This window comes from Streptomyces sp. NPDC007856 (genome assembly GCF_042868225.1).
Taxonomy (GTDB): Bacteria; Actinomycetota; Actinomycetes; order Streptomycetales; family Streptomycetaceae; genus Streptomyces.
Window position 1 is genome coordinate 432,522 of the sequence record NZ_JBIAEC010000003.1, and the last position, 23,150, is coordinate 455,671.

Below are 23,150 nucleotides of genomic sequence, written 5' to 3' on the forward strand. Positions count from 1 at the left end.
CCCGGACCAGCCATCGTCGCCGGCCACGGTCGCTTCCTTCAGCAGGACGCCTGCAGGTGAGCTGTGCGGCGGGCAACGAGCAAGGCGGTTCGGCAAGTTGCCCGTTGTTGCCGCCGGTGTCTTGATCAACAGGCGACACTCGTGCAGCGCAGAGGCCCGGCCGGACGTCACACACCCGACGCGCCGCCCACGGCTGCCACCTGCACCGGGTGGCCTGGCCAACGGCCTGTTGGCGCTAAGTCGGGAAGCGGCCCTTTCACAGCCCGAACAGACTCGCCGCGTTGTCGTGGCACACCGCCCGGAGCCACTCCCGGCCGAGGCCCAGGCGTTCCAGGGCGTGGAGTTGGTGCACGTAGGGATAGGGGATGTTGGGGAAGTCGGAGCCGAGCAGGATGCGGTCGCCGAGCGCGGCGAGCCGGGGCAGGGCGCGGCGGGGGAACGGTATGAATCCCTCGGTGAAGTCGGTGAACGCCATCGTCGTGTCCAGCCGCACCTGGTCGTACCGCTCGGCGAGGCCGAGGAACTCCTCGTACTCGGGCATCCCCAGATGGGCGACGACCAGCCGCAGCCTCGGGTGCCGGGCCAGCACCCGCGCGATCGGCTCGGGACCGGTGTGCTTGCCCGGCGCGGGTCCGGAGCCGCAGTGGATCACCACGGGGATCCGCGCCTCGGCCAGCAGCCCCCAAGCCGGCTGGAGCAGTTCGTCGGCCGGGTCGTAGGCCCCTACCTGCACATGTGCCTTGAACACGCGCGCGCCCGCCTCGACGGCCTCGCGGACGTACGTCTCGGCATCCGGCTCGGGATGGAGGGTCGCGGTGTGCAGACAGTCGGGGGTGCGGCGGGCGAAGTCGGCCGCCCATCCGTTCAGCCACCGGGCCATGCCGGGCTTGTGCGGGTAGAGCATCGCGGTGAAGGCGCGGACCCCGAACTCCCGGAGCAGGGACGTGCGTTCCGGCTCCTCCCGCCGGTAGGTGATCGGCCATTCGAGGCCGCCGATCAGGGGTCCGTTCGTGTCGAAGTAGTCCCACACCTTGTGCAGGACACGCTCGGGCATGAAGTGCGTGTGCACGTCGACCAGCCCGGGAAGACCCAGCCCGCCCCAGAAACGGCGAACCTCATCGGCCTCGGCGGGGTCGGCGGGCGCGCTGCGGTGATCGTCCATGCCGCTCACGATCGGCCTTGACGGCGTGCCGGGTCCACCCCTTTCGGGCTCTGGACCGGGATCCCGTTCGCCGTAGTACCCGGGTACCACCGGCCCGGCGGTGTTCAGTCCCCGGTACCACCGGATCCGGGAGATGGCGGACTTAGCGTGGCGGAGGAGGCGTCGGGCGTGCCGGGCGCCCGAGTCCGAAAGAGAGAACGCGAATGATCGAGGCCCAGCAGCTCACCAAGAGGTACGGGGAGAAGACAGCCGTAGACGGTCTGGACTTCACCGTGAAGCCGGGTACGGTGACCGGCTTCCTCGGCCCCAACGGTGCCGGCAAGTCCACGACGATGCGCATGATCGTCGGACTCGACGCGCCGACGAGCGGTTCCGTCACGGTGAACGGTCACCGCTACGCCCGTCACCAGGCGCCGCTGCAGGAGGTCGGGGCGCTCCTGGAGGCGAAGTCGATCCACCCGGGCCGCTCGGCCTACAACCACCTCCGTGCGCTCGCGCTGACTCACGGCATTCCGCGCCGCCGGGTCGACGAGGTCGTCGAGCTCGCCGGTCTCGGCAGCGTCGCCAAGAAGCGGGCCGGCGCCTTCTCCCTCGGCATGGGCCAGCGGCTCGGCATCGCGGCCGCGCTGCTGGGCGATCCGCAGACGGTGATGCTGGACGAGCCCGTCAACGGACTGGACCCCGAGGGCGTGCTGTGGATCCGCAATCTGCTGACGTCGCTCGCCGCCGAGGGACGGACGGTGTTCGTCTCCTCGCACCTGATGAGCGAGGTCGCGCTGGTGGCGGACCACCTGATCGTCGTCGGCCGGGGCCGGCTGCTGGCCGACACGACCGTACGGGACCTGGTGCGCGAGGCGGGCGGCGACACCGTGAAGGTCGCCACGGAGGATCCCGCACGGCTTCGGGACGTGCTGGCCGGGCCGGGCGTGGAGATCACCGGCCGCGTCGGCACCGAGGAGCTGCAGGTCACCGGGATGAGCGCCCGTGAGATCGGGCTGAAGGCGGCCGAGCACGGGATCCCGCTGTTCGAGCTGACCACGAAGGCGGTGTCGCTGGAGGAGGCATTCATGGAACTGACCAGGGACGCCGTGGAGTACCACGGCTCCACGACGGGCACCGAGACCTCCGGGAGCGCGGCATGAGCACCCTCACGGCGACACCCGAGACCCCCGAGGCCGCCCCCAAGGCTCCGGCCCGCCCCGCCTACCGGGTGACCGGACGGCGTGTGCTGGCCTCGGAGTGGGCCAAGCTCTGGTCCCTGCGGTCCACCTGGATCACCCTCGGCCTGGGCCTGCTGTTCCTCGTGGCCTTCGGCGTCATCGCGGCGAGCCACTACAAGTCCAATCTGGACTCCGGCCGCCACATGGACCGCGACTTCGCCACCGCGACGGCGGTCAGCCTGTCCCTGTTCGGCACGAACTTCGCCCAGCTCGCCCTCGGCGTGCTCGGCGTGCTGGTCACGGCGGGCGAGTACTCCACCGGCATGATCCGCTCGACCCTCGCGGCCGTACCGCGCCGGCTGCCCGTGCTGTGGTCCAAGGCGGCGGTGTACGGACTGGTCGCCCTGGTGGTCGCGACGGTCGGCGCGTTCGTCGCCTTCCTCGTCGGCAGTCGGATCGTGTCCGGTACGCCCGCTGCGATGGGCCTCGGTCACGCCGGCGTCGTACGCAGCCTGCTGGGCGCCGGGCTCTACCTCGGTCTGGTCGGTGTGATCGGCGCCGCCCTCGGGGCGCTGCTGCGGTCCGTCGCCGGCGGCATCTCGGTCCTGGTCGCGGCCCTCATGCTGGTGCCCGGACTGGTCTCCCTGCTGCCCACCTCGTGGCAGGGCGACATCGACCCCTACCTGCCGAGCCACGCAGGCGAGTCGATCTTCGCGCTGACCCACGACTCCACCACCCTGTCGCCCTCCGCCGGGCTCCTGGTCTTTCTCGGCTGGACGGCGCTGGCGCTGGCGGGGGCGGCGTACCGGCTGCTGCGCAGCGACGTCTGAGCGCCGTATGCATGACGGCACCCGCATCATGGACGGGTGGATGTCGTGACCACCGATGAGCTCAGCGGGATGGGGCCGCTGGTCGCCCGGCTCGGCCGGGTGGGCCAGCGGCTCCGGCACGCCGACCGGGCCCGTCCGTGGGTGCTGGACACCGCGGTGGTGGTGCTGGCCTTCCTGATGCTCTGCCTGCCGGACCTGCTGCACGAAGCCCATGGGGACGGCGACGGCCCGCGCCGCTTCCGCCTCGTGTTCACCCAGCTGCCCACGCTCGGCATGCTGGCCCTGCAGGCCGGGCTGGTGCTGCCGCTGCTGTGGCGGCGGCGCGCGCCCGCGGCGGCCTTCGGTGCCGTCGCGGCCGTGTTCGTCGTCCAGTGGTCCCTCGGCGCCGCGCTCCGGGCGGACGTCGCCCTCTTCGTCGCCCTGTACAGCCTCGCCCTGCACGGGCGGCTGCGGCAGCTGCCGTGGGCCTGTGCGGTCATGGCGGGTGCGCTGGGCCTGGTGGCGGCGCGGGTCTCGGCGGCGGTGTCGGTCTGGGACGCGCTCTTCTTCCTGCTCAGCACGGCGACCGCGGCCCTCGCGCTCGGCCTGATGATCCGCATCCGGCGGGCTCAGCTCGCGGGGCTGCGGGATCGCGCGGCCCGGCTGGAGACAGAACGCGACCAGCGGGGCAGGCTCGCCGTCGCGGCCGAGCGGACGCGGGTGGCCCGGGAGATGCACGACATCGTCGGCCACAACCTGTCCGTGATCATCACCCTCGCCGACGCGGGTGCCTACGCCACCGCCGCCGCCCCGGAGCGCGGCAAGGAGGCCCTGCACCTCATCGGCGACACCGGCCGCCAGGCCCTGAGCGAGCTGCGGCGGGTGCTCGGCGTACTCCGTGAGGCGGACGGCCCGCAGGGCGAGCCCGAACTGAGCCCGCAGCCCGGTCTCACGGACATCGACGCGCTGTGCGAGGGCGTCCGCGCCGCCGGCCTGGACGTCGTCTACCGTACGGCCGGTGACGTCGACGCCCTGGACAGCGGGGTGCAGCTCACGGTCTACCGGATCGTGCAGGAGGCCCTGACCAACACCCTCAAACACGCCGGCGCGGGGGCGCGTGCGAGCCTGGCGATCGTCGTGGCGGACGCGCGGCTGACCATCACCGTCCAGGACTCCGGGCCGGCCACACCGGCCGGCCGGCCCGGCACGGCGAACGAGGAAGGGCACGGCCTGGTGGGCATGCGAGAACGAGCGGCTCTCTACGGCGGACACGTCAGCGCGGGTCCGGCAGGCCCGGGATGGACGGTGCGCGCCGCCCTCGACCTCGCTCCCCAGGGCGGTGCCCGGTGACGACCGTGCTCGTCGTGGACGACCAGCCGCTGCAGCGCTACGGCTTTCGCATGCTGCTGGACTCCGTGCCCGAGACGGAGGTGGTCGGGGAGGCGGCACACGGCGCCGAGGCCGTGCGCAAGGCCGCCGAACTCCGTCCGGACGTCGTCCTGATGGACGTCCGCATGCCCGGCATGGACGGCATCGAGGCCACGCGCCGTATCGTCGCCGCCGGCGACCGCTCCCGCGTCCTCGTCATGACCACCTTCGACCTCGACGAGTACGTCTACGCGGCACTGCGCGCCGGAGCCAGCGGCTTCCTCCTCAAGGACGCCCGGCCCGAGGAACTCCTCGCCGGCATCCGTGCCGTAGCCGTGGGGGACGCGGTGATCGCCCCCGCGCTCACCCGCCGCCTCCTGCACGAGTTCGCCCGGCTCGTGCCGTCCGGCGGCGACGGCTCCGCCGAGGATCCGCGCCTGAGCGCCCTCACCGACCGCGAACGCGAGATCCTCGTCGCCATCGGCAAGGGCTGGACCAACGGCGAGATCGCCACGCGTTTCGTCCTGTCGGAGTCCACGGTGAAGACGCATGTCGGCCGTGTCCTGTCCAAGATCGGCGCCCGAGACCGGATCCAGGCGGTGATCTTCGCCTACGACCACGGCCTGGCCCGACCGCACGCGGGCTGAGGGCGGGTCACGTCCCGGACGCTCTGGGCTTGGTCAGGGGCTCCGCGAGTAAGCCCGGCGCGTCACCGGTGAACTCCTCCTCGTTGACCCAGACGATGCCGACCTCGCCCTCCGGGGCGTCGATGACCACCTTCGCACCGTGCGGGATGCCCCGGACTCGCTCCACACGCCATTGCCTGGTCTCCATGCGGACACCCCATCCCAGATACCCGTTGCGGTCATACCCCGCCAGAGGTAGACGGAATGGAACCACGCAGATACGGCGCGTGTGTGGCGATTGAGGGAAAATCCTCAGATGTCTATTTATCGAGAGAGTCACCGTCGCCCGCGAGCCCGCGCAGCCGGCGTTGCACACGCGTCCATTCCCGGATGTCCTCGGCCTTCTCGGCCCTGTCCTCCGGGGCCTGCTCGGGGTCGCGCGTCGCGAAGACGATCAGACGCATGCCCTTGCGCTTCAACTCGATGACGTCGGTGTCCACGAGCTCCCCGTCGGCGAGTTCGTGCTGGATGCGGGCCGGGAGCCGCGAGACGAACCCGGCGGCGTCCCCGGAGGCGGATGCCGGAGCCTCGGCGACCGGGCCGGATATGGCCGAATCCGTCGCCAGGGTCGGAGTACCGCCCTCCAGGACGGTCCTGGCGCTTCCGGGTGCCCAGCCGAGAGCCCGTTCGAGCTTGTCGATGGTGAGCGGCATGGTCTTGTAGCCGTCGCTGGACTCGGCGCGCTGCACCGTGGAGTAGCCGATGCCCGCCGCTTCCGCGAGGTCTTCCTGTCTCCAGCCGCGCGCCTTGCGTGCATCACGGATGGCCGCTGCGAGGCGCTTCCAGTCTCGGGGAGTGGTGGTCACAGTCGTCATGATGCCTCACCGTATGGCAACACCTACAGATACTTTCAAGCTGTTGACCAGTAACGAGTCTGCTTGTGAGCCGGTAAGGCGTTGCCTGGCGGATTCAGCCTCACCAGTGACACGTTCATCTCATCGATGACACGTTATGTGACACCTCCGTGCGGTCGACGAGCCTGCTCAACGCATCACGGTGATGTATTCCTGCCCCTTTCGATTGCATTCACTCCTTGCCGTGAGGTTTCTTCCTCGCTAGTGTCCTCCCCGTGACACCTAACGGAGCCACGATTCGCGCCTTCCGTGAGGCGCGCGGCCACTCGTTGAGGAGCCTTGCAAGCCTCACAGATAGGCATCCCAGCACCATCATGCGCATCGAAGAAGGTTGCCGGGGTACGACCCCCGAGACCCTGAGGCGGATCGCCGCAGCGCTGCAGATCCCCGTCGAGGCCATCACCAAGGAGGGGCCGTGAGCGAGGAATCGTTCCTGTCCCGTCGGGTGGGCGGTGACGGGCAGCCCAGGGGAGGGGACCGGGAACGGTGGTCTCCCGGGTGTCGGCAGGGCCGGTCGTACCCCGTTCCTCGCCGATGCCCAAGCCGAAACGGAGACAGTCAAGTGACTCATCCCTGGGCCGAGACCGGTCCGCTGAGAGGGCTGGAGCCCGAGCTCATCAGCCGAGCGCGAAGCGGCGACCGGAAGGCCTTCGCGGCCTTGTACCGCCAGCACCGTGACACGGTCTACGCCGGCATCGTCCGCCGGGTGAACAACCGGGACCTCGCGGAAGACCTCACCCAGGAGGTGTTCGTGCGGGCGCTGCGCCGTATCGAGACCTTCACCTGGCAGGGAAAGAACATCGATGCCTGGCTGCTGACGATCGCCCGGAACCTGATCGCCGACCACTACACCTCCAGCCGGGCGCGGCGCGAGGTGCCCACCGGCGAGTTCGGGGAGTGGGGCGAGTGGGACGGCAACACCGAGGACACCGTGCTCCACAGCGTCCTGGCGGCGGAGGCGCGCAAGGTGGTCGGCGACGCGCTGCCCCTGCTCAACCCGCACCAGCGCACCTGCCTCCGGCTCAGGTTCCTGGAGGAGCTGTCCGTCGCCGAGGCGGCCCGGGTGATGGGCCGGCAGCCCAACGCGGTCAGGTCGCTCCAGCACCGGGCCATGCGCAACCTGACCGAGCTCGTCCGGGAGACCTGGGCGGTGGGAGCGTGACGCAGGAGGGGAGCATCCGAGCGGCCGCCACGGTCATCCGCGAGTGCTTCGCGAACTTCGAGGCGGAGGTGGCGGTCAGGCTCGCACTGGCGCTGGACACCGACACCTTGTCGGGGCTGTGTTCCGGGGTGTCCGAGGAGGAGCGGGAGCCGCAGTCGGCGCGGGCGTGCGACACGGTGATCCTGCGGCAGGCCCCGGCCCTCGCCGGGCAACCGGACGCCGAGCCGGTGAACTCGCTGGAGGCCGAAGCCGTCGCGTGGCAGGCGAAGTGCGCCCAGGCCAAGGACGTCTGGGCCGCGCTGGGGATGCGGTTCCACGGCCACAGGCCGGAGGTCATGGCCATCGAGTGGGACCGTGACCGCGTGGTGGTCTGCGTCAAGGCGGTGTCCCTGGCCGACTGGTACTTCTGGCTCGCCGTCATCGGGGCACCGGTGGACGCCGACACCCGGCAGGCCGGCTATGCGCAACTGGCCTTCGGCCAGCTGGACGGGGTGCCGGTGCATCTGGTCGCGCACGACGTACCGCGCCTGCTCAGCGAGGCATGGGACGCGGCCCGCGAACCGTACTTCCTGTGGGGCCGCGTCTACGATCTGGCGCGGCCGCTGACCGACCGCAACGGCGTCACCTGGCACCACCACCGCTTCCGGCCCAAGGACCACGTCCCTCTCCTGCGGAGGGACGGCGACGACGAGCCCTCGGCCCTGACATACCTGATCCGCGAGACGGGTCCACTGACCGCCGCGACCGATCACCGCGGGCCGGATGTGCCGGCGGGGGCTGTTGGCTGCGGGCCGGATCTGGCGTCCGGGATTGCCGGCTGCGGACCCGACCCGGCGGCCGGGATCGCTGGTTCCGCTCCCGACTTGGCGGCGAGGATCGCTGGATTCGCTCCCGATTCGGCGACCAGGGTCACGTTCGCTCCCGATTCGGTGACGATGACCGCTGGTTGTGCCCTCGACCCGGCGACGGGTATTGCTGGCTCTGCCCCCGATCTGCTGGGCGGCATTGCCGGCTCCGCTGCCGATCCGGCGTCCGGAACAGCTGGTTGCGTCCTCGATCCGGCGGCGGGTATTGCCGGCTCCGTCCCCGATCCGCTGGGCGGTTTCGCCGGCTCCGCTCCTGATCCGGCGTCGGGGATCGCCGGCTGCGCCCTCGACTCGGCGGCGGGTATTGCCGGCTCCGTCCCCGATCCGCTGGGCGGGATCGCTGGCTCCGTCCCTGACTCGGTGGGCGGGGTCGCAGGCTGCGCCCTCGACCCGGCGGCCGGGATCGCCGGCTACGCCCCCGGGCCGCTGGGCGGGATCGCCGGATGCGCTCCCGATGCGGCGGCCGGGATCGCCAGTTGCGCACCCGACTCGGTGGGTGTCGAGGATGGCGGCGACGCGTGAGGCCGGCATCCCCGTTCGACTCCGGAGAGCACCTGGTGCCTCTTGCCCGGTTGCGCCGGGTGCTCTCCGGTACTGTGCCCGCCTCGGGCACAGGGGCCGCACCGTACCGCCCCCGAAGCGGTGCGGCCCGCCCGCCCGCCTCACCACGACCGGTGGCGTGGTGAGGCGGGTGTGGGCGGCCGGCGCGGACGACCGGCTGCTCCAGCCCGCCGAGGGAACCTCCGGCGCCGCGCACGACTGCGACGGACCCGTCTTCGTCGACGCGTCCGGGCGTCGCAGCCGCCGCTTCCGCCGCCTCGGCATCGCCGTCGGTCTCGCCTGCGCGGCCTATCCCGTCGTCACCCTCGCCACCCTCCTGTCGGACAACTCCGGTGCGCCCTGGCTGTCGGTGCCCGACCGGGGGGCCGGCACGTCGGCCGTCCGGGTCGACACCTCGCCGCGGCCTTCGGGCTCGGCCGAGCGGACCCGTTCGCGGAGCGACTCGGCCGAGCGGGTCCGCTCCGCGAGCGGTGCCTTCGTACCCCGCGCCCAGGCCCGTCGCCGTACGACCCCGGCGGCGGGCGCGACCGCTCTGCCCGGGCCCTCGGGCAGCCCGGTCACGCCGGGGGCGTCCACCGTCCCGAAACCGTCGGCGAGTTCCGCCGAGCCCACCTCCGGCCGCACCACCGATGCCCCGGACCCCGGCCCGTCCACCCCGGCCGGCTCCTCGCCGGACCCCACCACGTCCGGCGGCGATGTCACACCCGGCCCCAGCCCGTCCACGGTGTACGACGGCTCCGTGGCCGACGGTTCCGTCCGTCCCGTACGCGTCGGCGCCGGCCCCACCCGCCTTTCGTCTCCGGAGAACGTCCGCTGATGGCACCCAGCCCCGTCCTCCACGCCTCGGCGACGAAGAACACGCGGAAGAACACCGCGAGGGTCCGGCGCGCCCGGCTGCGCCTGCGCCTCCTACTGCCCCCGCTGGTCCTCCTCGCCATGATGGCGATGCTGATGCTGCGCGGGTACGTGCACAGCGAGATCCTCGCCGACTACCGCGTCCGTTCCGAGGCAGCCACCGACAAGGTTCCGGAGAGCGTTCTCGAGGGCGGCCCGGTCATCGACACCCGCGACGGGCGAACGACCAGCCTGCGCGTGCCCGACCACCGTCTCGTCCTCACCTTCGACGACGGCCCGGACCCCACCTGGACCCCCAAGGTGCTGGACGTGCTGAAGAAGTACCACGCGCACGCGGTCTTCTTCGTCACCGGCACCATGACCTCGCAGCACCCGGGCCTCGTCCGCCGCATGGTGGCCGAGGGCCACGAGGTAGGCCTGCACACCTTCGACCACCCCGACCTCTCCTACCAGTCCAGACGGCGCATCGACTGGGAGCTGTCCCAGAGCCAGCTCGCGCTCACCGGGGCGGCCGGCATCCGCTCGTCCCTGTTCCGGCCGCCGTACTGCTCCTTCGCCGATGCCATGGACAACGCGTCCTGGCCGGTGACGAAGTACATCGGTACCCGCGGCTACATCACCGTCGTCAACGACACCGACAGCGAGGACTGGCGGAAGCCGGGCGTCGGCGAGATCGTCCGCCGGGCCACCCCCGAGGGCGGCAGGGGCGCGATCGTCCTCATGCACGACGCCGGTGGCGACCGCCGCCAGACCGTCGAGGCGCTGGACGAGTTCCTGCCCCGGCTGCGGGCCGCGGGCTACCGGTTCCAGAACCTCAGCGAGGCGCTCCACGCGCCCAGCGCGAACACCCCGGTGACCGGCGTGAACCTGTGGCAGGGCAAGGCGTGGATCTTCCTGGTCCGGGTCTCGGACAGCATCACCGACGGCCTGGTGGTCGCACTGGCGGTCACCGGCGTGCTGGTCCTCGCCCGCATCGGTCTGCTGCTCCTGCTGTCGGGCGTGCATGCCCGCCGCGCACGCCGCAAGGGCTTTCGCTGGGGTCCGGTCCCGGTCACCGAACGGGTGTCGGTGCTGGTGCCCGCGTACAACGAGGCCGCATGCATCGAGAAGACGGTCCGTTCCCTGATGGCGAGCGAGTACCCGATCGAGGTGGTCGTCGTCGACGACGGGTCCAGCGACGGCACGGCCCGCATCGTGGAGGACCTGCGCCTGCCGGACGTGCGCGTCGTGCGCCAGCCCAACGCGGGCAAGTCCGCCGCGCTGAACAGGGGCCTCGCACTCGCCCGGCACGACCTGGTGGTGATGATGGACGGCGACACGGTGTTCGAACCGTCCACCGTGCGCGAGCTGGTGCAGCCCTTCGCGAACCCCCAGGTCGGCGCGGTCGCCGGCAACGTCAAGGTCGGCAACAAGGACTCCCTGATCGGCGCCTGGCAGCACATCGAGTACGTGGTGGGCTTCAATCTGGACCGCAGGATGTACGAGGTCCTGGGCTGCATGCCCACGATCCCGGGCGCGGTCGGGGCCTTCCGCCGCTCCGCACTGGAAGGCGTCGGCGGCATGAGCGACGACACGCTCGCCGAGGACACCGACATCACGATGGCCCTGAACCGCCACGGCTGGCGGGTGGTGTACGCGGAGAACGCTCGCGCCTGGACCGAGGCCCCCCAGTCCGTGCGGCAGTTGTGGTCGCAGCGCTACCGCTGGTCCTACGGCACGATGCAGGCGATCTGGAAGCACCGTCGTGCCGTCGTCGACAAGGGCCCGTCGGGCCGGTTCGGGCGCGTCGGTCTGCCGCTCGTCTCCCTGTTCATGGTCGTGGCCCCGCTGCTGGGACCGCTGATCGACGTGTTCCTGCTGTACGGCGTGGCCTTCGGGCCCACGCGGAAGACGCTGGTTGCCTGGCTGGGCGTCCTGGCGCTCCAGGGGGCCTGTGCGGCGTACGCGTTCCGGCTCGACCGGGAGAGGACGACGCACCTCGTCTCCTTCCCGCTCCAGCAGATCCTCTATCGGCAACTGATGTATGTGGTCCTGCTTCAGTCCTGGATCACCGCACTCACCGGAGGCCGCCTGCGCTGGCAGAAGCTGCGGCGCACGGGCGTGGTGCAGGTCCCGGGCACGGTCCCGCGGCAGCAGGCGCGCGGGGCAGGAGTGATCGGAGGCCCGTCGGATGACGACACACGAGTACGCGGCGGAGACGACCTTGTCCCTGAGCCCACCCCGGCCCGCCCCGCAAGCGATCCCGGCACCCACGCCGGCCCCCGCTCCGGCCGCGTCGAAGCCGGCCCGTGACCGCTACCTGGACCTGCTCCGCTCGATCGCCCTGGTCCGGGTGGTGGTCTACCACGTCTTCGGCTGGGCCTGGCTGTCGATCCTGTTCCCGTCCATGGGTGTGATGTTCGCGCTGGCGGGCTCGCTGACGGCGCGCTCGCTGAACCGTCCGGCACGGGACGTGGTCAGGAGCCGGCTGCGCCGCCTGCTGCCCCCGCTGTGGGTGTTCGGCGCGGTGGCGCTGGCACTGATGTGCGCGGACGGCTGGAACCCGGTGAAGGACCCGGACCACGGCGGCACCTGGGGCCTGCTCGAACTCCTCGATTACGTCGTTCCGATCGGCACCCCGCCGTACCCCGAGCACCTCGGCTCCAACTCCGGTCTGCTGGAGGACACCTGGGCGGCGCAGGCGGTGGGCCCCCTGTGGTACCTGCGCGCGTATCTGTGGTTCGTCGTCGCGTCCCCGCTGCTGCTGTGGGCGTTCCGCCGCGTCCCATGGGTGACGCTGCTGGCACTGCCGGCACTGACGGCAGTCGTCGGCACGGGCCTGGTCACCATCCCCGGTGCGACGGGTGACGCGGTGACCGACTTCGTCGCGTACGGCGGCTGTTGGGTGCTGGGCTTCGCCCACCACGAGGGAATGCTCAAGCGGATCCCGCGGTATGCGCTGGTGTCCTGCGCGGTCCCGGTGATGGCGTTCGGTCTGTGGTGGGCGTCGGGTCATCCGAGCCCCGACGGATGGGATCTGAACGACATCCCCCTGGCCCAGGCGACGTGGTCGTTCGGGTTCGTGGCGATCCTGCTCCGGTACTCCCCGTCGTGGCAGGGGCTGCCGGGCCGGCTGGCGCGCTGGGACAAGCTGGTGACGCTGTCGAACAACCGCGCCGTCACGGTCTACCTGTGGCACAACCTGCTGATCGTGGCCACGGTGCCGATCATCGACCAGGCGTACCGCCTGCCGTTCCTGCAGAGCGACAGCGCGACGGCGGCGCTCGACAGGACGTACACGCTGTGGATGTTCGTCCTGGTCTGGCCCCTGATCGCCGTCACGACCCTCGTGTTCGGCGCGATCGAGGACGCCGCGGCGAACCGGACTCCTCGGCTGTGGCCGAACGGACCGGGAAAGCCGACCGGGCGACACGCCCGCCGGGCTTAGCCAGGGGCTGCGGCGTCCCCTGTCTGCCGGACCCCCGAAGCGCCGAAGGGCGGACCCGCGAACAGGATCCGCCCTTCGGACGCCCGGTCAGCCCTCTGTTCAGCGGACGAAGGAGATCTCCGGGTAGCTCGTGTTGGGTCCGTCGAGCAGGGTGCTGTGCTGGTGGCGCAGCTCCTGGTCGAAGAAGGCCGCGAGGTAGGCCCGCTGGACCGCGACCGCGCGGTCCGGGTCGATCGTGCCGAACTGCTGCTGGAGCTGAGCCTGGGAGAGCCCGAGCAGGCCCGCCTCCTGCGGCACCATCCACTCGTTGTCGCTGAACGACAGGTGCGCCGCGCCATGGAGCTGGATGTCGACCCGGTATCCCTTGAGATGCGACCACAGCGTGCGCCACGAGCCGTCGTTGTTGCGGTTGTGGGTTCCGGAGCTGAAGAGCATGAAGGGGCGGTCCAGGTCCTTGCTCGGCGCCGTACCGAAGAACTGGCCGTCCAGGTCGGCGCCGGCCTTGATACGAGAGTCGAGCTGCATGGACGTGTCGACCGCGCCGCCGCCCAGCGACCAGCCGAACATGCCGATGCGGGACATGTCCACGGACTGCGCCAGCCCGGTGGGGAGCGTGGGGTGGCCGGGGTCCGGGTTGCCGCCCTTGCTGATCGTGTTGAGCTGGTTGATGACGAAGCGGATGTCGGCCGCGCGCACCTTGAGCGTGTCGGAGGAGTGTGCGTCCGCCGGCATCGTGTTGACCTCGAGCCGGTTGCCGGGGAACTGCACCTCGTTGGCGTCGTGGGTGTGGTCGACGGTGACGACGAGGTAGCCGCGGCTGGCGAGGTCCTGGGCGAGTGCGGTGCCCATCGCGCGGTCCGAGTGCAGCCCGGTCGAGTACAGCAGGACGGGCAGCTTGCCGAGCTTGGTGTTCACCGGGGCGAGGACATGGCCCGCGGTCCTCGGCAGGGTCACCTGCTGCGGCGACAGCCCGCGGGAGGCGAGGAAGTGGGCGCCGGAGATCGACGGCATCCACGGCGCCTGATAGTGCCCGGACGTGGCGGTGGCCGGATACCACAGCGAAACCATCAACTCGCGAGGGGTGCTGCCGGGCACGTACGGATCCGTACGGGACTTGTCGACGAGGTGCAGGCCGACCATGCCCACGCTGTGGGGCCCGGTCGGCGCGGGCATGTTGAGCTGGAGACCCGACGTATCCGTGCGGCCGGACGTGAGGGCCTCAGGGTGTACGGGCTTGTGGTGCAGCGGCGCCTCGTCGTTCTCGGGCGCCCAGGGCGTGTGCCGGTCGGGCTGGTCGGGCGAGAACCCGGTGGCCGCAGGCTCGTTGGACGTCTTTCCGGCGGCCATCGCCGGCGTCATCCCCGCACCCAGGGCGACGGCCAGCGCGCCTGCCGTACCGACCGCTCTGGCGATCACTCTGCGACGGTGGCGCGGGCGGCGGTGTTTCATGGGACCCCCTTGTTGGTCAGCGATCGCAGAACGGGCGATCGAATGCCGCACACCGTACCGCTGGGGCGGCCGTCGGACTGCGCGGAGGCCCATGCCGCCGGCAGCGCCTCCCAGCCGTTTTGCGAACGCGACTTCACAAGCGCCCCGGCGAACAGTGGTGCACTGACACATACGCATCCCGCCGAGCCTCCGCTCAGCGAGGAGCGCTCCCGACCCCTTCGGGCGCCGCACGAGGGCACAGGAGAGGTCCCACGAATGCCGGCGAGCCGGCCAAGTCCTGCGAACGGGCGTCGCTCCGATGGGCGCCGTTGCAGGAGCATACGGACCATTGGCTGCGCCGGATGTACGTCGGTCAACTCCATCTACGTCCACACGGGGTTACGGCAGACTAGCGCCCCGCGGAGCGAGCAGGTCGGGTCGGGGTCGCCTCGTGCAGGACCAGCATGTCCGCCACGAAGCAGGCGACCTCGCCGTCCGCGTCCCGGCCGATCCACACGGGGTACGAGCCGTCTCCGCGGCCGCTGGGGTAGGCGATCAGGTTGGTGCCGGTGGCCGGGTCGTCGACGATCGAGATGCCGTGGTCGTTCTCCTTCCACGTGCCCGCGGCCTGACCGTCCCGGAACCGTTCGCCCAGTTCCCCGGCCATGGTCGCGTCGACGAAGCAGCCGGTGCCGGAGTCCACGCCGAAGCCATGGAACTCCCCGTCGTGCAGCAGGCGTTCGTCCTGCCCGTCGAGCAGCGCCGGTTCCCAGCTCACCGCGGGCCGCTCGGACACCAGCACACGGACCGCGGTGTACTCGTCGATGACGAGTGTCCTGCCCGGATGCTCGGCCGTGTAGCCGGCGGAGGCCAGCTGCACACGGTAACTCCCGGGCGCCACCGGCACGGTGAAGCCCGCGTCCTGCGGGCAGGCGCGGTATGTGGGGTCGCGGGCCGCCAAGCGCCCGCTGGGCACGTGCAGTGTTCCGGCCTCGATCGGGTCCCAGACGGTGTACGCCTCGTCCGCCGTGAAGCGGGCGCCCGCGGTGAACAGTTCGTTCAGATGCCGGGGCCGCATTCCTTGTGGTGCCCGCCAGTTGGGCCGGGCCGGCTCACGCTCGGGCACCACCGGGACTTCGCGCGGTTCACAGCGGTCGGCGCCCGGAAAGCCGAGCACGGCGAACAGCTCCTGCCACCGCCCGAAGGCAGGCACCGGCAACCATCGCCGCTCCTCGGGCACATCCGCGGTCGTCTGCAGCGCGCCCCCCTTGTCGCCCCGTGGTTCGACGATCCGGGTACCGCGTCCGTCCGGCAGCAGTTGGGTCGTCACCCGCCCGGCGTCCGCCGCGAACTCCGGCATGCCGTCGTCCGTGTACGCCCAGCCACGCTGGTGAATGAGGAAGAGCCGGTCCTCCGCCAGACGTCGCAGGTCCATCTCAAGGAACCGCCGCCCCTGCGCGTCGTACACCCACAGCCCGAGGTAGTGACGCTCCCAGGCCACATGCGCGACGACCACCCCGGGGCTGCCCTGCTGCCGCAGCACCACCGCGTACGGCAGCCCTGCGGCGTCCCGTGCGGCCGCCACCGCGGCGTCGATCGGCCCGAGCACGGCTGCGCGCCCGGAGTCCCACCCTTCGCCGTAGGCGACGTCGACGATCTCCGGGCCGGCCATCAGGCGGCTTCGCGGAGGCTGTTCCGCACACGCCCGTCCGGCATACGTACGCCGATGGGCCGGCCGAAGTGGGCACGCTGGTCGGCGTCGAAGTCCAACCACGGCGCCCCCGCACGGCGCGCGAGCATCGGGACGCGTTCGCGCACTTCACCCATGGGCTGCTCCCCCCTCGGCTCGACACAGGGAGAACGCGCAACCGGTTCCCCCCACTTGGCCCAGCGGAAGCAGCCCCGAGATCATCACGGATGGGCGGCGTGTCCCATGCCACACCCTGGGGCGTCGTGGCGACGGAGGCCGCGGTGGTTACAGGCCGCAGGAGCCGCGGTCGAGGTGGAAGTAGCGGGCGTTGGCCCAGCGGCACAGCCGGATACCGACGGTGACGCCGACGATGGTGACCAGGGCGGGCAGGTATCCGCCGGCGACCTGGACGATCGGGATGGCCGGGCATCCCCCGGAGATCGCCCAGCCCGTACCGAACAGCACTGCGCCGGGGATCACGCCGGCGTGGATGCGCCCCGGGGTGCGGCGGACCCGCAGCAGAGCGAATGCGCACACGGTGATCACGACCGCACCGGCGAAGGAGAGGAGCATGCGCAGGTCCTGGAAGGTGAACATGCGGTTCAGCTCGGTGTAGTCGCCGAAGCCGATGTTGGAGACGGTATAGCCGAGAGTGAGGCCGGTGATGATGTTGGCCAGCAGAATCGCGCCCCGAGTACGCATCAGATCACCTTCCACAGCAGGAACGACACCGCGACGGCGGTGCCGAAGAACACGGCGGTCGCAACCAGGCTGACCGGGCGCAGGCGGCCGCAGCCGTTGAGTCCGTGGCCGGAGCTGCACCCACCGGCCAGCCGAGTGCCGAAGCCGACCAACACGCCCCCGGCGAACAGCAGGACGGTCATGGTGGTCGGATTTGCGGTGACCACGTTCCGGAATCCCGGTCCCATGTCGAAGCGGAGGTGGAACCGCCCGGAGGTGACCGCGGCGATCAGTCCGCCGAAGAAGATCGACACCAGCAGGGCAGCCTGGGTGACCAGCGGGGCGGGGCCCGGGCTCGTGACCGGGGTGTCCTCACTCACCGTCGGTTCGGCGTGCGTTTCGAGCAGCTGTGAAGCCCCGTGCGGAACCGGCGGCACGGTGGGGGCGGCGGGGCTGGTGCCGAAGTGCTCCGCCGTAGCCGCGGCGAGAGCGTCAGCCAGAGCACGCTCGTCGGTGAACTCCTCGTCCATCCGCTCCAGGCGGCGCTCCCTGCGCCAGTGCAACACGCGATCCCACGCGGACGACACCCCGAAAGACCGGTCCGTGGTGAGGGCGTGGTTGATGGTGATCAGAGCGAGCCCGGCAGCGCCGGCCCACCAGGGCCAGTAGCCACTCATGCGGGGCCTCCCATCCATTCGGTGAATCGAGCCCACCAGCCGCGCTTCGAGCTGGGGCCTTGCCCCGCGTGTCGAGATGGGCGATCTGGAGGCTGGGGAAACGGTGCGGATGGTGACGGTCGGTAATGCGACACCGGTATCGTCGGAGATACCGCCCCGAACTGAGCCATGGTCTCCGGTACCCCGGTCACAGGTTCCGACGGCTCCGGTGGCCGAGCCGGTGCCGGCTGCGAGCAGGACGCGTTCTCCGGCGGCCAGGGATTGTGTTGTGGTGGAGGGGCCTGCTGCGGTCCCTGCTCCGGGCCGGCGGCACCGGACCGGCCTTGGCCGGTGGCCGCGTCTTCAAGGTGTCGCGCGCGGGCACCGTTGGGCAGCAGGCTGATCGGCACACGCTCGCCGGTGAGTGACACCTGGTAGCGCGCACAGCCGAGCCACTGATCCTCGCTGTCGCAGTAGTAGTCGCGCCAACCTTGCAAGCTCGCCCTGAGCAAGGGGAAGAGGGGGCATCCTGCGGCGTGCGAGCAACTCACGTTGCTCCCTTCTGACCGGCGCACACCGCCCTGTTCCGTGAGGGCGGTTGCCGTTCTCGGTCTCTTGCCCTCGCCGCGCCCCGGGTCGACGATCTGAAAAGGCGCGGTGATGGCCTGTCACGATGCGGAGCAGTGTCTTCCTTTCTCGACCGGGCGAGATGGAACCATTGTTTTGGTGTCCCGAGCAACCTGAGGGGGATTCTCGCCGTGACCGCTTGACATTGCTGACTGAGGCGTGCCACGCGATATCGAGTCAGTTGTTCGTGGAGATGGTGCATGTATGGGGGGTGTCTGTGGCGAAAATGTGAATTCGGCTGTGCCGAAACTGTTGATATTACTGGGTCGTCAATGAGGCGTGAATGAAGGGGAATCATGTGCCGACCTGCGGTCTGCCAGTCATGCCGGAAGGCGACCTACGAGGGCTGCGGGAGGCACGTGGAGCAAGTGCTCGCCGGCGTGCCAGCACCTCGGCGGTGCATGTGCGAGTCGGCGGAGCGCGTTCCGCGACGCATGGACGGTTCACCCGGCCGCTCGCAGGGTGGCTGGTGGACCAGGCTCATCGCGTGGATGAAAAGTCCGGCATGAAGTCTGTGCATTACCATCCCAGTGATCTACGTCACTGCGGCCTGCGTTTCCCGTGATGTTCGTCGGTTGGGCTGCGCTGTAGGTGTGGGCCACTTCTGTGCTGGGTGTGCCTCACGTGACTTTTCTCTGCGGCCTTTCCCGGCCTTCTGATGGGGTGGATACGTCGTGAGTCGTCGTACGTCGCATGCGTACAGACCGCTGAGCCTGAAACGACGGGCGTGGCTGACGCTCGGTGCCGTGCTCCTGGGAGGTGGCGGCGTGGTGACGTACGCGGTCGCCAGCCCCTCCGGCGGACCTGCGGCGGTCCGGGCCAAGCGGCCCGTGAAGGTCTACGACCTCGCGCTCAAGGGGACCACGGGCGGCAAGCAGGAACTGCCGCGCACGCAGACGCGGCAGTTCTCCCTGGTGGGCGTCTCCTGGACGGGGGCCGTCAAGCGGCTCGACGGCACGGCGCAGGTGCGCACCCGCAGCCTGGACAGCGGTGCGTGGAGCGCCTGGCACGACCTTGAAGTGAACATCGACCCGCCGGAGCACCCCAAGACCGGGATGCGCGGCGCGTCCGAACCTCTGTGGGTCGGTCCCTCCGACGGCGTCCAGGCCCAGGTGGTCCACAAGGACGGCACCACGGGTGCGCTGCCCAAGGGACTCCAGGTCAACCTGGTCGACCCGGGCGTGGTGACCGACGCCGAGACCAAGGCGACCGAGCCGGCGGCGTTCGTCGCCGAGGCGAGCAGCCCAGCGGCCACGCCCACCGATTCCACGGCACCCACCGACGGTACGACCGTGACGCCGACGGACGGCCAGACCGGCACGTCCCCCGCGCCGACCGATCCCACGTCCCCGGCCGCCACCGACACCACGGCCACGCCCACCGGTTCGCCGTCCGCCTCCGTGTCCCCCTCGGATTCGACGAGCGCGTCCCCGAGCCCGTCGGTCACCACGCCGTCCGCGCCGCCGTCCACCGTGCCCGAGCCGCCGATCACCTCACGCGCCGACTGGGGCGCCGACGAATCGCTCAGCCCCGACCCATCGCAGTACAACGCCGACGTCAAGGCCGTCTTCGTCCACCACACCGACGGAGCCAACGACTACTCCTGCGCCGACTCGGCCTCCATCGTGCGCGGCATCTACGCCTACCACACGCAGGTCAACGGCTGGAACGACATCGGCTACAACTTCCTCGTCGACAAGTGCGGCACCGTCTTCGAGGGCCGCAAGGGCGGCGTCGACCTGCCCGTGCTCGGCGCCCACACCTACGGCTGGAACCGGGAGTCCGCCGGCATCGCGGTGCTCGGCGAGTACACCTCCACCAGCGCCTCCGACGCCGCCCTGGCCTCCATCGCCCGCGTGGCCGCCTGGAAGCTCGGCCAGTACGGCGCCGACCCGGCCGGCACGGTGCAACTCAACGCAGGTGCCAGCCAGCAGAACTACTTCGGCACCAGCTTCACCGCCGGCACCGCATACACGTTCCAGCGGATCTCCGCCCACCGCGACGGCTACAACACCCAGTGCCCGGGCAACTCGCTGTACGCCCAGCTGCCCACCATCCGCGCCTGGGCGGCAGGCCCGGTGCAGGGCCTGCAGGTCACCTCGGTCGGCGGCGCGGGCCTGGCCGGCTCGACGTACTACACCAAGGGCGCCGTCACCCTGAACTGGACGACCACCACGCCCGGTTCGCTCATCTCCAAGTTCGAGCTGCTGGTCGACGGCAAGGCCGTGACGTCCGTCGCCGGCACCGCCACCTCCGCCGGCACCACCCTGGCCCTCGGCAACCACACCGTCGCCGTGCGCGCCGTCCACCAGTCCGGCAAGACCACCACGAGCGCCGCGGTGAACGTGGTGGCGGAGACGACCGCGCCGACGTTCACGACCACGCCGAACCTCTCGCTGCGCACCGGCACGGTCAACACCGGCGCCGTCCCGGTCACCCTCGGCTGGAAGGCCACCGACGACGCTGCGCTGCAGAGCGTGATGCTGCTGTCGCCGACCACGGCCACCTTCGGCCCGACCACCACCAGCTCCAGCCGTACCGCCGCGTCCGGCACCGCGGCCACCTGGTCGATGCGGGCCTACGACTACGCCGGCAACTACCGCACCGCCTCCCCCTCCTACACCCCGGTGATCCTGCAGGAGACCTCGGCGGTGAAGACCGGCAGCTGGACCACCCGTTCCTCCACCAGCTACCTGGGCGGCAAGTCGTACTCCAGCGGCGCCAAGGGCGCGAGCCTCACCTGGACCTTCACCGGCCGCTCCGCCTCCTGGGTGGTCTCCCGCGCCTCCAGCTCCGGCCAGGCGTACGTCTACGTCGACGGCGTCAAGGTCAGCACGGTCGACCTGAAGTCCTCCACCACCCTCTACCGGCAGGCGATCTGGACGAAGACCTGGTCCAGCAGTGCCAAGCACACGGTCAAGATCGTCGTGGTGGGTACCAGCGGCCGCCCCACCGTCACCACCGACGGCCTCGTCTACATCAAGTAGTCCCCCAACCCCGTGGGGTGTACGGCAGCACAGGGGCCCTTGTCCCGCCTGGCCGGCCAGGCGGGACAAGGGCCCCTTGCCGATCGGGCGCTGTCTAGGGCCGGTCGGACGGCCCCTTCGACGGCCTGGTCTCGGTGCTCGGCTTGCCCTGACCTTTGCCCGTCTTGTCCGCGTTCTTCGTCCTGCCGGTCTTCTTGACCTTGTTCGTCCGGGTCGGCGCCGGGGCGGTGTCGTCCGCCGCCCCGGTCAACTGGGCGCAGTACCCCGCGACCTGTTGTTCACCGCCCGCGGCTCGGACCAGGCGTTGCCATGCCGTGGCGTTCAGCGCATGGCCACGGCCCTTGATCCTTTCGTAGGCACGGCAGTGGGCCTCGATGTCCCTTGCGGTGCCGGGGTGAGGGGGGAAGGCGGTCGGTGCCGTCCGTGGCCCCGTGGAGGGGTAGCCCTCTTCGCCAGGGGCGGGCGTGGGCGGCCGACGCGTGCTGTTACCGGTGCCGACCTTGGCAGCGTGGTGCCGTGCGCCGTCGACCACGCCGACGGAGGCGACGGCGACGCCGCCCAGCAGGGTGCCGGCCGCGAGGGCGAGGGCGCCGCCGCGCGCCCAACGCTGCTTTCGCGTCCTCGGCCGCCAGTCGTCCCGGCGCCGGGTACGCACGGCCTTGTCGCTCGCCGTGCGTGCGGCGCGGAAGGCGGTGAGGGCGGCCTGTTCCGCACGGTCGTCCCCGGGCTGCTGACGCAGCGCCTCACCGAGCCGCTCAGCGAAGTCGTCCAGGCCGGAGGGGTGGTCGCGTTCGGTGGGGCCGAGGCGTGGGGCGTCCTCGGGCCGGTGAGCCTTGCCGCTCAACCGTTCGTCTCCGTTTCGGTGGGTGCTCATCCCGGTTCCCCCGGCGTCCGCGCGACATCGCGTGTCACCTCGCTGGTGTCCAGCAGAAGGGCGAGGCTCCTCAGGCCACGACGCTCCAGGACCCGTACGACAAGGACGGGCCGGCCCATGACCCGGGCGACCGCCCGTTCGTCGAGGCGTACGACACGGCGGAGGAGGACCGCCTCCGCCTGGGCGTGGGGCAGCCGGGCGACCAGGGTCTGGGCCGTCTCGGCGGACAGCACTGCTCCGGGCGCAGGATGGCCGGTGTGGTCTCCGGTCGGGGGCGTCCCGGTGGCTGCCGAGCGGGGCGGTGCGCCGTGACGCCGGAGGTGGCCGCGTGTGTGGCGCCGGGCGATGCTCGCCGTCCAGCCGCGGAATCCGTGTCCGTCGCCACGAAACCGTGGCAGCTCGCGGGCGATCTCCCGCCAGACGGCGGCGGTCACGTCCTCGGCGCCTTCACCCAGGAGCCCGCGCAGGTAACCGTGCAGGCCGGGCTGGACCGCTCGGTACAGCACCGAGAACGCCGCCTCGTCACCGTCCTGGGCCCGTGCCACGGCCGTGCTCAGCGCCAGATCATCGGCCGACATACGCTGAACACGCCTTTCCTTTCGCACGATCGATCCGTCCCCCACGGGCCGAGTAACGCCCCGGAGCGTACGGCACGTCATACCGGCGTCCCAAATAGTCCGTGGCCACTCCACGCAACTCCCGCGTCGGGCGCGCCCGTGCCTGTCAAAGCGCCCGGTCAGGCTCGGCGTTCCGTGTCGTCGTCAGGGATGGCCCAGGAGGGCCGGGCCGGGGAGGTCGCCTGCCGTGGTCGCCGCGCGGGGCCGGGCCGCGACGGGAGAGCGGGGGTGGTGGCCGGTCGCGGCGGACCGGATGCGGGCAGGGGCGTGAGCTGCCCTGGTGGGCCGGCGGGTGACGAGCCGCGCGGTGGCGTGAAGCGGGCCACCTCGCTCGGGCACATGCCGAGCAGACGCCCGGCGTCACCCTGGCTCACGTGGAGCTTGTCCACGAGCTCGTGAACAGCAGCGGCGATCGCCTGACTCTCGGCGGCGACCGCGGCCGCCCGGCGGCGCCGCGCTTCGGCCACCGAGCCCAGCACGGGTGCGAGTTCGGGCACCAGAAGGTCCAGCACGATCACGTCCGGAGGGACCCCGACGGCTTCGGCGACGAGTCCGCGCGCCAGGTCCTCCACGCTTTCCAGGGTGCGGCACTGGCTGTGGAGGTCGAGGCGGGGGATGTCGACTGCCCACCATCGGCCGATACGGTGCAGCAGGACCTGGAATTCGTAGCGGGGACTCAT

The 23,150-nt window shown here is 71.0% G+C and carries 22 protein-coding genes; 11 read left to right on the forward strand and 11 right to left on the reverse strand.

The genetic code is table 11. The annotated features are described in order from the left end of the window. Nucleotides 1-256: 256 nt before the first annotated feature. Nucleotides 257-1,162, reverse strand: coding sequence for an amidohydrolase family protein (locus tag ACFYOH_RS10025; protein WP_388623166.1), 906 nt, complete (start codon nt 1,160-1,162; stop codon nt 257-259). A gap of 203 nt (nt 1,163-1,365) precedes the next feature. Here ACFYOH_RS10025 and ACFYOH_RS10030 point away from each other — a divergent pair, with 203 nt between their 5' ends. The 4 genes from ACFYOH_RS10030 to ACFYOH_RS10045 all read left to right on the forward strand — a co-directional run bounded on the left by ACFYOH_RS10030 (nt 1,366) and on the right by ACFYOH_RS10045 (nt 5,146). Beyond that, complete coding sequence (locus ACFYOH_RS10030; protein WP_388623169.1) at nt 1,366-2,304, forward strand: ATP-binding cassette domain-containing protein; 939 nt, start codon at nt 1,366-1,368, stop codon at nt 2,302-2,304. Beyond that, on the forward strand, nt 2,301-3,152 hold the full coding sequence (locus ACFYOH_RS10035) for an ABC transporter permease (protein ID WP_388623172.1): 852 nt from the start codon (nt 2,301-2,303) through the stop codon (nt 3,150-3,152). The genes ACFYOH_RS10030 and ACFYOH_RS10035 overlap by 4 nt, the downstream gene beginning before the upstream one ends. Before the next feature lie 69 nt (nt 3,153-3,221). Beyond that, the gene (locus tag ACFYOH_RS10040) at nt 3,222-4,481 is read left to right on the forward strand and encodes a sensor histidine kinase (RefSeq protein ID WP_388623867.1); all 1,260 of its coding nucleotides are present in this window, start codon (nt 3,222-3,224) and stop codon (nt 4,479-4,481) included. Next, nucleotides 4,478-5,146: a response regulator gene (locus ACFYOH_RS10045; RefSeq protein WP_388623175.1), complete on the forward strand. Its 669-nt coding sequence runs from the start codon at nt 4,478-4,480 to the stop codon at nt 5,144-5,146. The genes ACFYOH_RS10040 and ACFYOH_RS10045 overlap by 4 nt, the downstream gene beginning before the upstream one ends. Before the next feature lie 7 nt (nt 5,147-5,153). On the opposite strand, the gene ACFYOH_RS10050 is transcribed toward ACFYOH_RS10045, so the two are convergent. Then, on the reverse strand, nt 5,154-5,333 hold the full coding sequence (locus ACFYOH_RS10050) for a hypothetical protein (protein ID WP_388623178.1): 180 nt from the start codon (nt 5,331-5,333) through the stop codon (nt 5,154-5,156). Between the two features lie 112 nt (nt 5,334-5,445). Next, the gene (locus tag ACFYOH_RS10055; protein WP_388623180.1) at nt 5,446-6,000 is read right to left on the reverse strand and encodes a helix-turn-helix domain-containing protein; all 555 of its coding nucleotides are present in this window, start codon (nt 5,998-6,000) and stop codon (nt 5,446-5,448) included. Nucleotides 6,001-6,254: 254 nt separating this feature from the next. On the opposite strand from ACFYOH_RS10055, the gene ACFYOH_RS10060 reads away from it, so the two are divergent. The 6 genes from ACFYOH_RS10060 to ACFYOH_RS10085 all read left to right on the forward strand — a co-directional run bounded on the left by ACFYOH_RS10060 (nt 6,255) and on the right by ACFYOH_RS10085 (nt 12,910). Continuing rightward, complete coding sequence (locus tag ACFYOH_RS10060; RefSeq protein ID WP_388623183.1) at nt 6,255-6,458, forward strand: helix-turn-helix domain-containing protein; 204 nt, start codon at nt 6,255-6,257, stop codon at nt 6,456-6,458. Between the two features lie 143 nt (nt 6,459-6,601). Next, nucleotides 6,602-7,201, forward strand: coding sequence for a sigma-70 family RNA polymerase sigma factor (locus ACFYOH_RS10065; RefSeq protein WP_388623186.1), 600 nt, complete (start codon nt 6,602-6,604; stop codon nt 7,199-7,201). After that, nucleotides 7,198-8,589, forward strand: a complete 1,392-nt coding sequence (locus tag ACFYOH_RS10070; RefSeq protein WP_388623188.1) for a BN159_2729 family protein — start codon at nt 7,198-7,200, stop codon at nt 8,587-8,589. Before ACFYOH_RS10065 ends, ACFYOH_RS10070 begins: the two co-directional genes overlap by 4 nt. Nucleotides 8,590-8,746: 157 nt before the next feature. Beyond that, nucleotides 8,747-9,445: a hypothetical protein gene (locus ACFYOH_RS10075; RefSeq protein WP_388623191.1), complete on the forward strand. Its 699-nt coding sequence runs from the start codon at nt 8,747-8,749 to the stop codon at nt 9,443-9,445. Beyond that, entirely contained in the window at nt 9,445-11,775 is a 2,331-nt protein-coding gene (locus tag ACFYOH_RS10080; RefSeq protein WP_388623194.1) for a bifunctional polysaccharide deacetylase/glycosyltransferase family 2 protein, read from the forward strand. The genes ACFYOH_RS10075 and ACFYOH_RS10080 overlap by 1 nt, the downstream gene beginning before the upstream one ends. Next, complete coding sequence (locus ACFYOH_RS10085; protein WP_388623870.1) at nt 11,687-12,910, forward strand: acyltransferase; 1,224 nt, start codon at nt 11,687-11,689, stop codon at nt 12,908-12,910. Before ACFYOH_RS10080 ends, ACFYOH_RS10085 begins: the two co-directional genes overlap by 89 nt. A 99-nt stretch (nt 12,911-13,009) precedes the next feature. Here ACFYOH_RS10085 and ACFYOH_RS10090 read toward each other — a convergent pair whose 3' ends face one another. From ACFYOH_RS10090 to ACFYOH_RS10110, 5 genes are all read right to left on the reverse strand, one after another. Then, a complete protein-coding gene (locus ACFYOH_RS10090) occupies nt 13,010-14,326 on the reverse strand; it encodes an alpha/beta hydrolase family protein (protein ID WP_388623197.1) in 1,317 nt (438 codons plus the stop codon). A gap of 421 nt (nt 14,327-14,747) precedes the next feature. Further along, complete coding sequence (locus ACFYOH_RS10095) at nt 14,748-16,010, reverse strand: DUF4241 domain-containing protein (RefSeq protein WP_388623200.1); 1,263 nt, start codon at nt 16,008-16,010, stop codon at nt 14,748-14,750. Further along, nucleotides 16,010-16,165 carry a hypothetical protein gene (locus tag ACFYOH_RS10100; RefSeq protein WP_388623202.1) on the reverse strand — a complete coding sequence of 52 codons (156 nt, stop codon included), beginning with the start codon at nt 16,163-16,165 and terminating at the stop codon, nt 16,010-16,012. Before ACFYOH_RS10100 ends, ACFYOH_RS10095 begins: the two co-directional genes overlap by 1 nt. A gap of 148 nt (nt 16,166-16,313) precedes the next feature. Beyond that, a complete protein-coding gene (locus ACFYOH_RS10105; protein WP_388623205.1) occupies nt 16,314-16,730 on the reverse strand; it encodes a YeeE/YedE thiosulfate transporter family protein in 417 nt (138 codons plus the stop codon). Then, nucleotides 16,730-17,386 carry a YeeE/YedE family protein gene (locus tag ACFYOH_RS10110; RefSeq protein WP_388623208.1) on the reverse strand — a complete coding sequence of 219 codons (657 nt, stop codon included), beginning with the start codon at nt 17,384-17,386 and terminating at the stop codon, nt 16,730-16,732. Before ACFYOH_RS10110 ends, ACFYOH_RS10105 begins: the two co-directional genes overlap by 1 nt. 1,319 nt (nt 17,387-18,705) lie before the next feature. On the opposite strand from ACFYOH_RS10110, the gene ACFYOH_RS10115 reads away from it, so the two are divergent. Further along, the gene (locus ACFYOH_RS10115; protein ID WP_388623873.1) at nt 18,706-20,979 is read left to right on the forward strand and encodes an N-acetylmuramoyl-L-alanine amidase; all 2,274 of its coding nucleotides are present in this window, start codon (nt 18,706-18,708) and stop codon (nt 20,977-20,979) included. 94 nt (nt 20,980-21,073) lie between these two features. On the opposite strand, the gene ACFYOH_RS10120 is transcribed toward ACFYOH_RS10115, so the two are convergent. The 3 genes from ACFYOH_RS10120 to ACFYOH_RS10130 all read right to left on the reverse strand — a co-directional run bounded on the left by ACFYOH_RS10120 (nt 21,074) and on the right by ACFYOH_RS10130 (nt 23,150). After that, nucleotides 21,074-21,853 carry a hypothetical protein gene (locus tag ACFYOH_RS10120; RefSeq protein ID WP_388623210.1) on the reverse strand — a complete coding sequence of 260 codons (780 nt, stop codon included), beginning with the start codon at nt 21,851-21,853 and terminating at the stop codon, nt 21,074-21,076. Beyond that, nucleotides 21,850-22,431, reverse strand: coding sequence for an RNA polymerase sigma factor (locus tag ACFYOH_RS10125; protein ID WP_388623213.1), 582 nt, complete (start codon nt 22,429-22,431; stop codon nt 21,850-21,852). Before ACFYOH_RS10125 ends, ACFYOH_RS10120 begins: the two co-directional genes overlap by 4 nt. A 158-nt stretch (nt 22,432-22,589) precedes the next feature. Continuing rightward, nucleotides 22,590-23,150: a hypothetical protein gene (locus ACFYOH_RS10130; RefSeq protein ID WP_388623214.1), complete on the reverse strand. Its 561-nt coding sequence runs from the start codon at nt 23,148-23,150 to the stop codon at nt 22,590-22,592.

What these genes read in the sequence shown, in the direction of transcription:
- ACFYOH_RS10025 (WP_388623166.1), bottom strand. Translation starts at nt 1,162, where the DNA reads ATGGACGATCACCGCAGCGCGCCCGCCGACCCCGCCGAGGCCGATGAG.
- ACFYOH_RS10030 (WP_388623169.1), top strand. Translation starts at nt 1,366, where the DNA reads ATGATCGAGGCCCAGCAGCTCACCAAGAGGTACGGGGAGAAGACAGCC.
- ACFYOH_RS10035 (WP_388623172.1), top strand. Translation starts at nt 2,301, where the DNA reads ATGAGCACCCTCACGGCGACACCCGAGACCCCCGAGGCCGCCCCCAAG.
- ACFYOH_RS10040 (WP_388623867.1), top strand. Translation starts at nt 3,222, where the DNA reads ATGGGGCCGCTGGTCGCCCGGCTCGGCCGGGTGGGCCAGCGGCTCCGG.
- ACFYOH_RS10050 (WP_388623178.1), bottom strand. Translation starts at nt 5,333, where the DNA reads ATGGAGACCAGGCAATGGCGTGTGGAGCGAGTCCGGGGCATCCCGCAC.
- ACFYOH_RS10055 (WP_388623180.1), bottom strand. Translation starts at nt 6,000, where the DNA reads ATGACGACTGTGACCACCACTCCCCGAGACTGGAAGCGCCTCGCAGCG.
- ACFYOH_RS10080 (WP_388623194.1), top strand. Translation starts at nt 9,445, where the DNA reads ATGGCACCCAGCCCCGTCCTCCACGCCTCGGCGACGAAGAACACGCGG.
- ACFYOH_RS10095 (WP_388623200.1), bottom strand. Translation starts at nt 16,010, where the DNA reads ATGGCCGGCCCGGAGATCGTCGACGTCGCCTACGGCGAAGGGTGGGAC.
- ACFYOH_RS10100 (WP_388623202.1), bottom strand. Translation starts at nt 16,165, where the DNA reads ATGGGTGAAGTGCGCGAACGCGTCCCGATGCTCGCGCGCCGTGCGGGG.
- ACFYOH_RS10105 (WP_388623205.1), bottom strand. Translation starts at nt 16,730, where the DNA reads ATGCGTACTCGGGGCGCGATTCTGCTGGCCAACATCATCACCGGCCTC.
- ACFYOH_RS10110 (WP_388623208.1), bottom strand. Translation starts at nt 17,386, where the DNA reads ATGAGTGGCTACTGGCCCTGGTGGGCCGGCGCTGCCGGGCTCGCTCTG.
- ACFYOH_RS10120 (WP_388623210.1), bottom strand. Translation starts at nt 21,853, where the DNA reads ATGAGCACCCACCGAAACGGAGACGAACGGTTGAGCGGCAAGGCTCAC.
- ACFYOH_RS10125 (WP_388623213.1), bottom strand. Translation starts at nt 22,431, where the DNA reads ATGTCGGCCGATGATCTGGCGCTGAGCACGGCCGTGGCACGGGCCCAG.
- ACFYOH_RS10130 (WP_388623214.1), bottom strand. Translation starts at nt 23,150, where the DNA reads ATGAGTCCCCGCTACGAATTCCAGGTCCTGCTGCACCGTATCGGCCGA.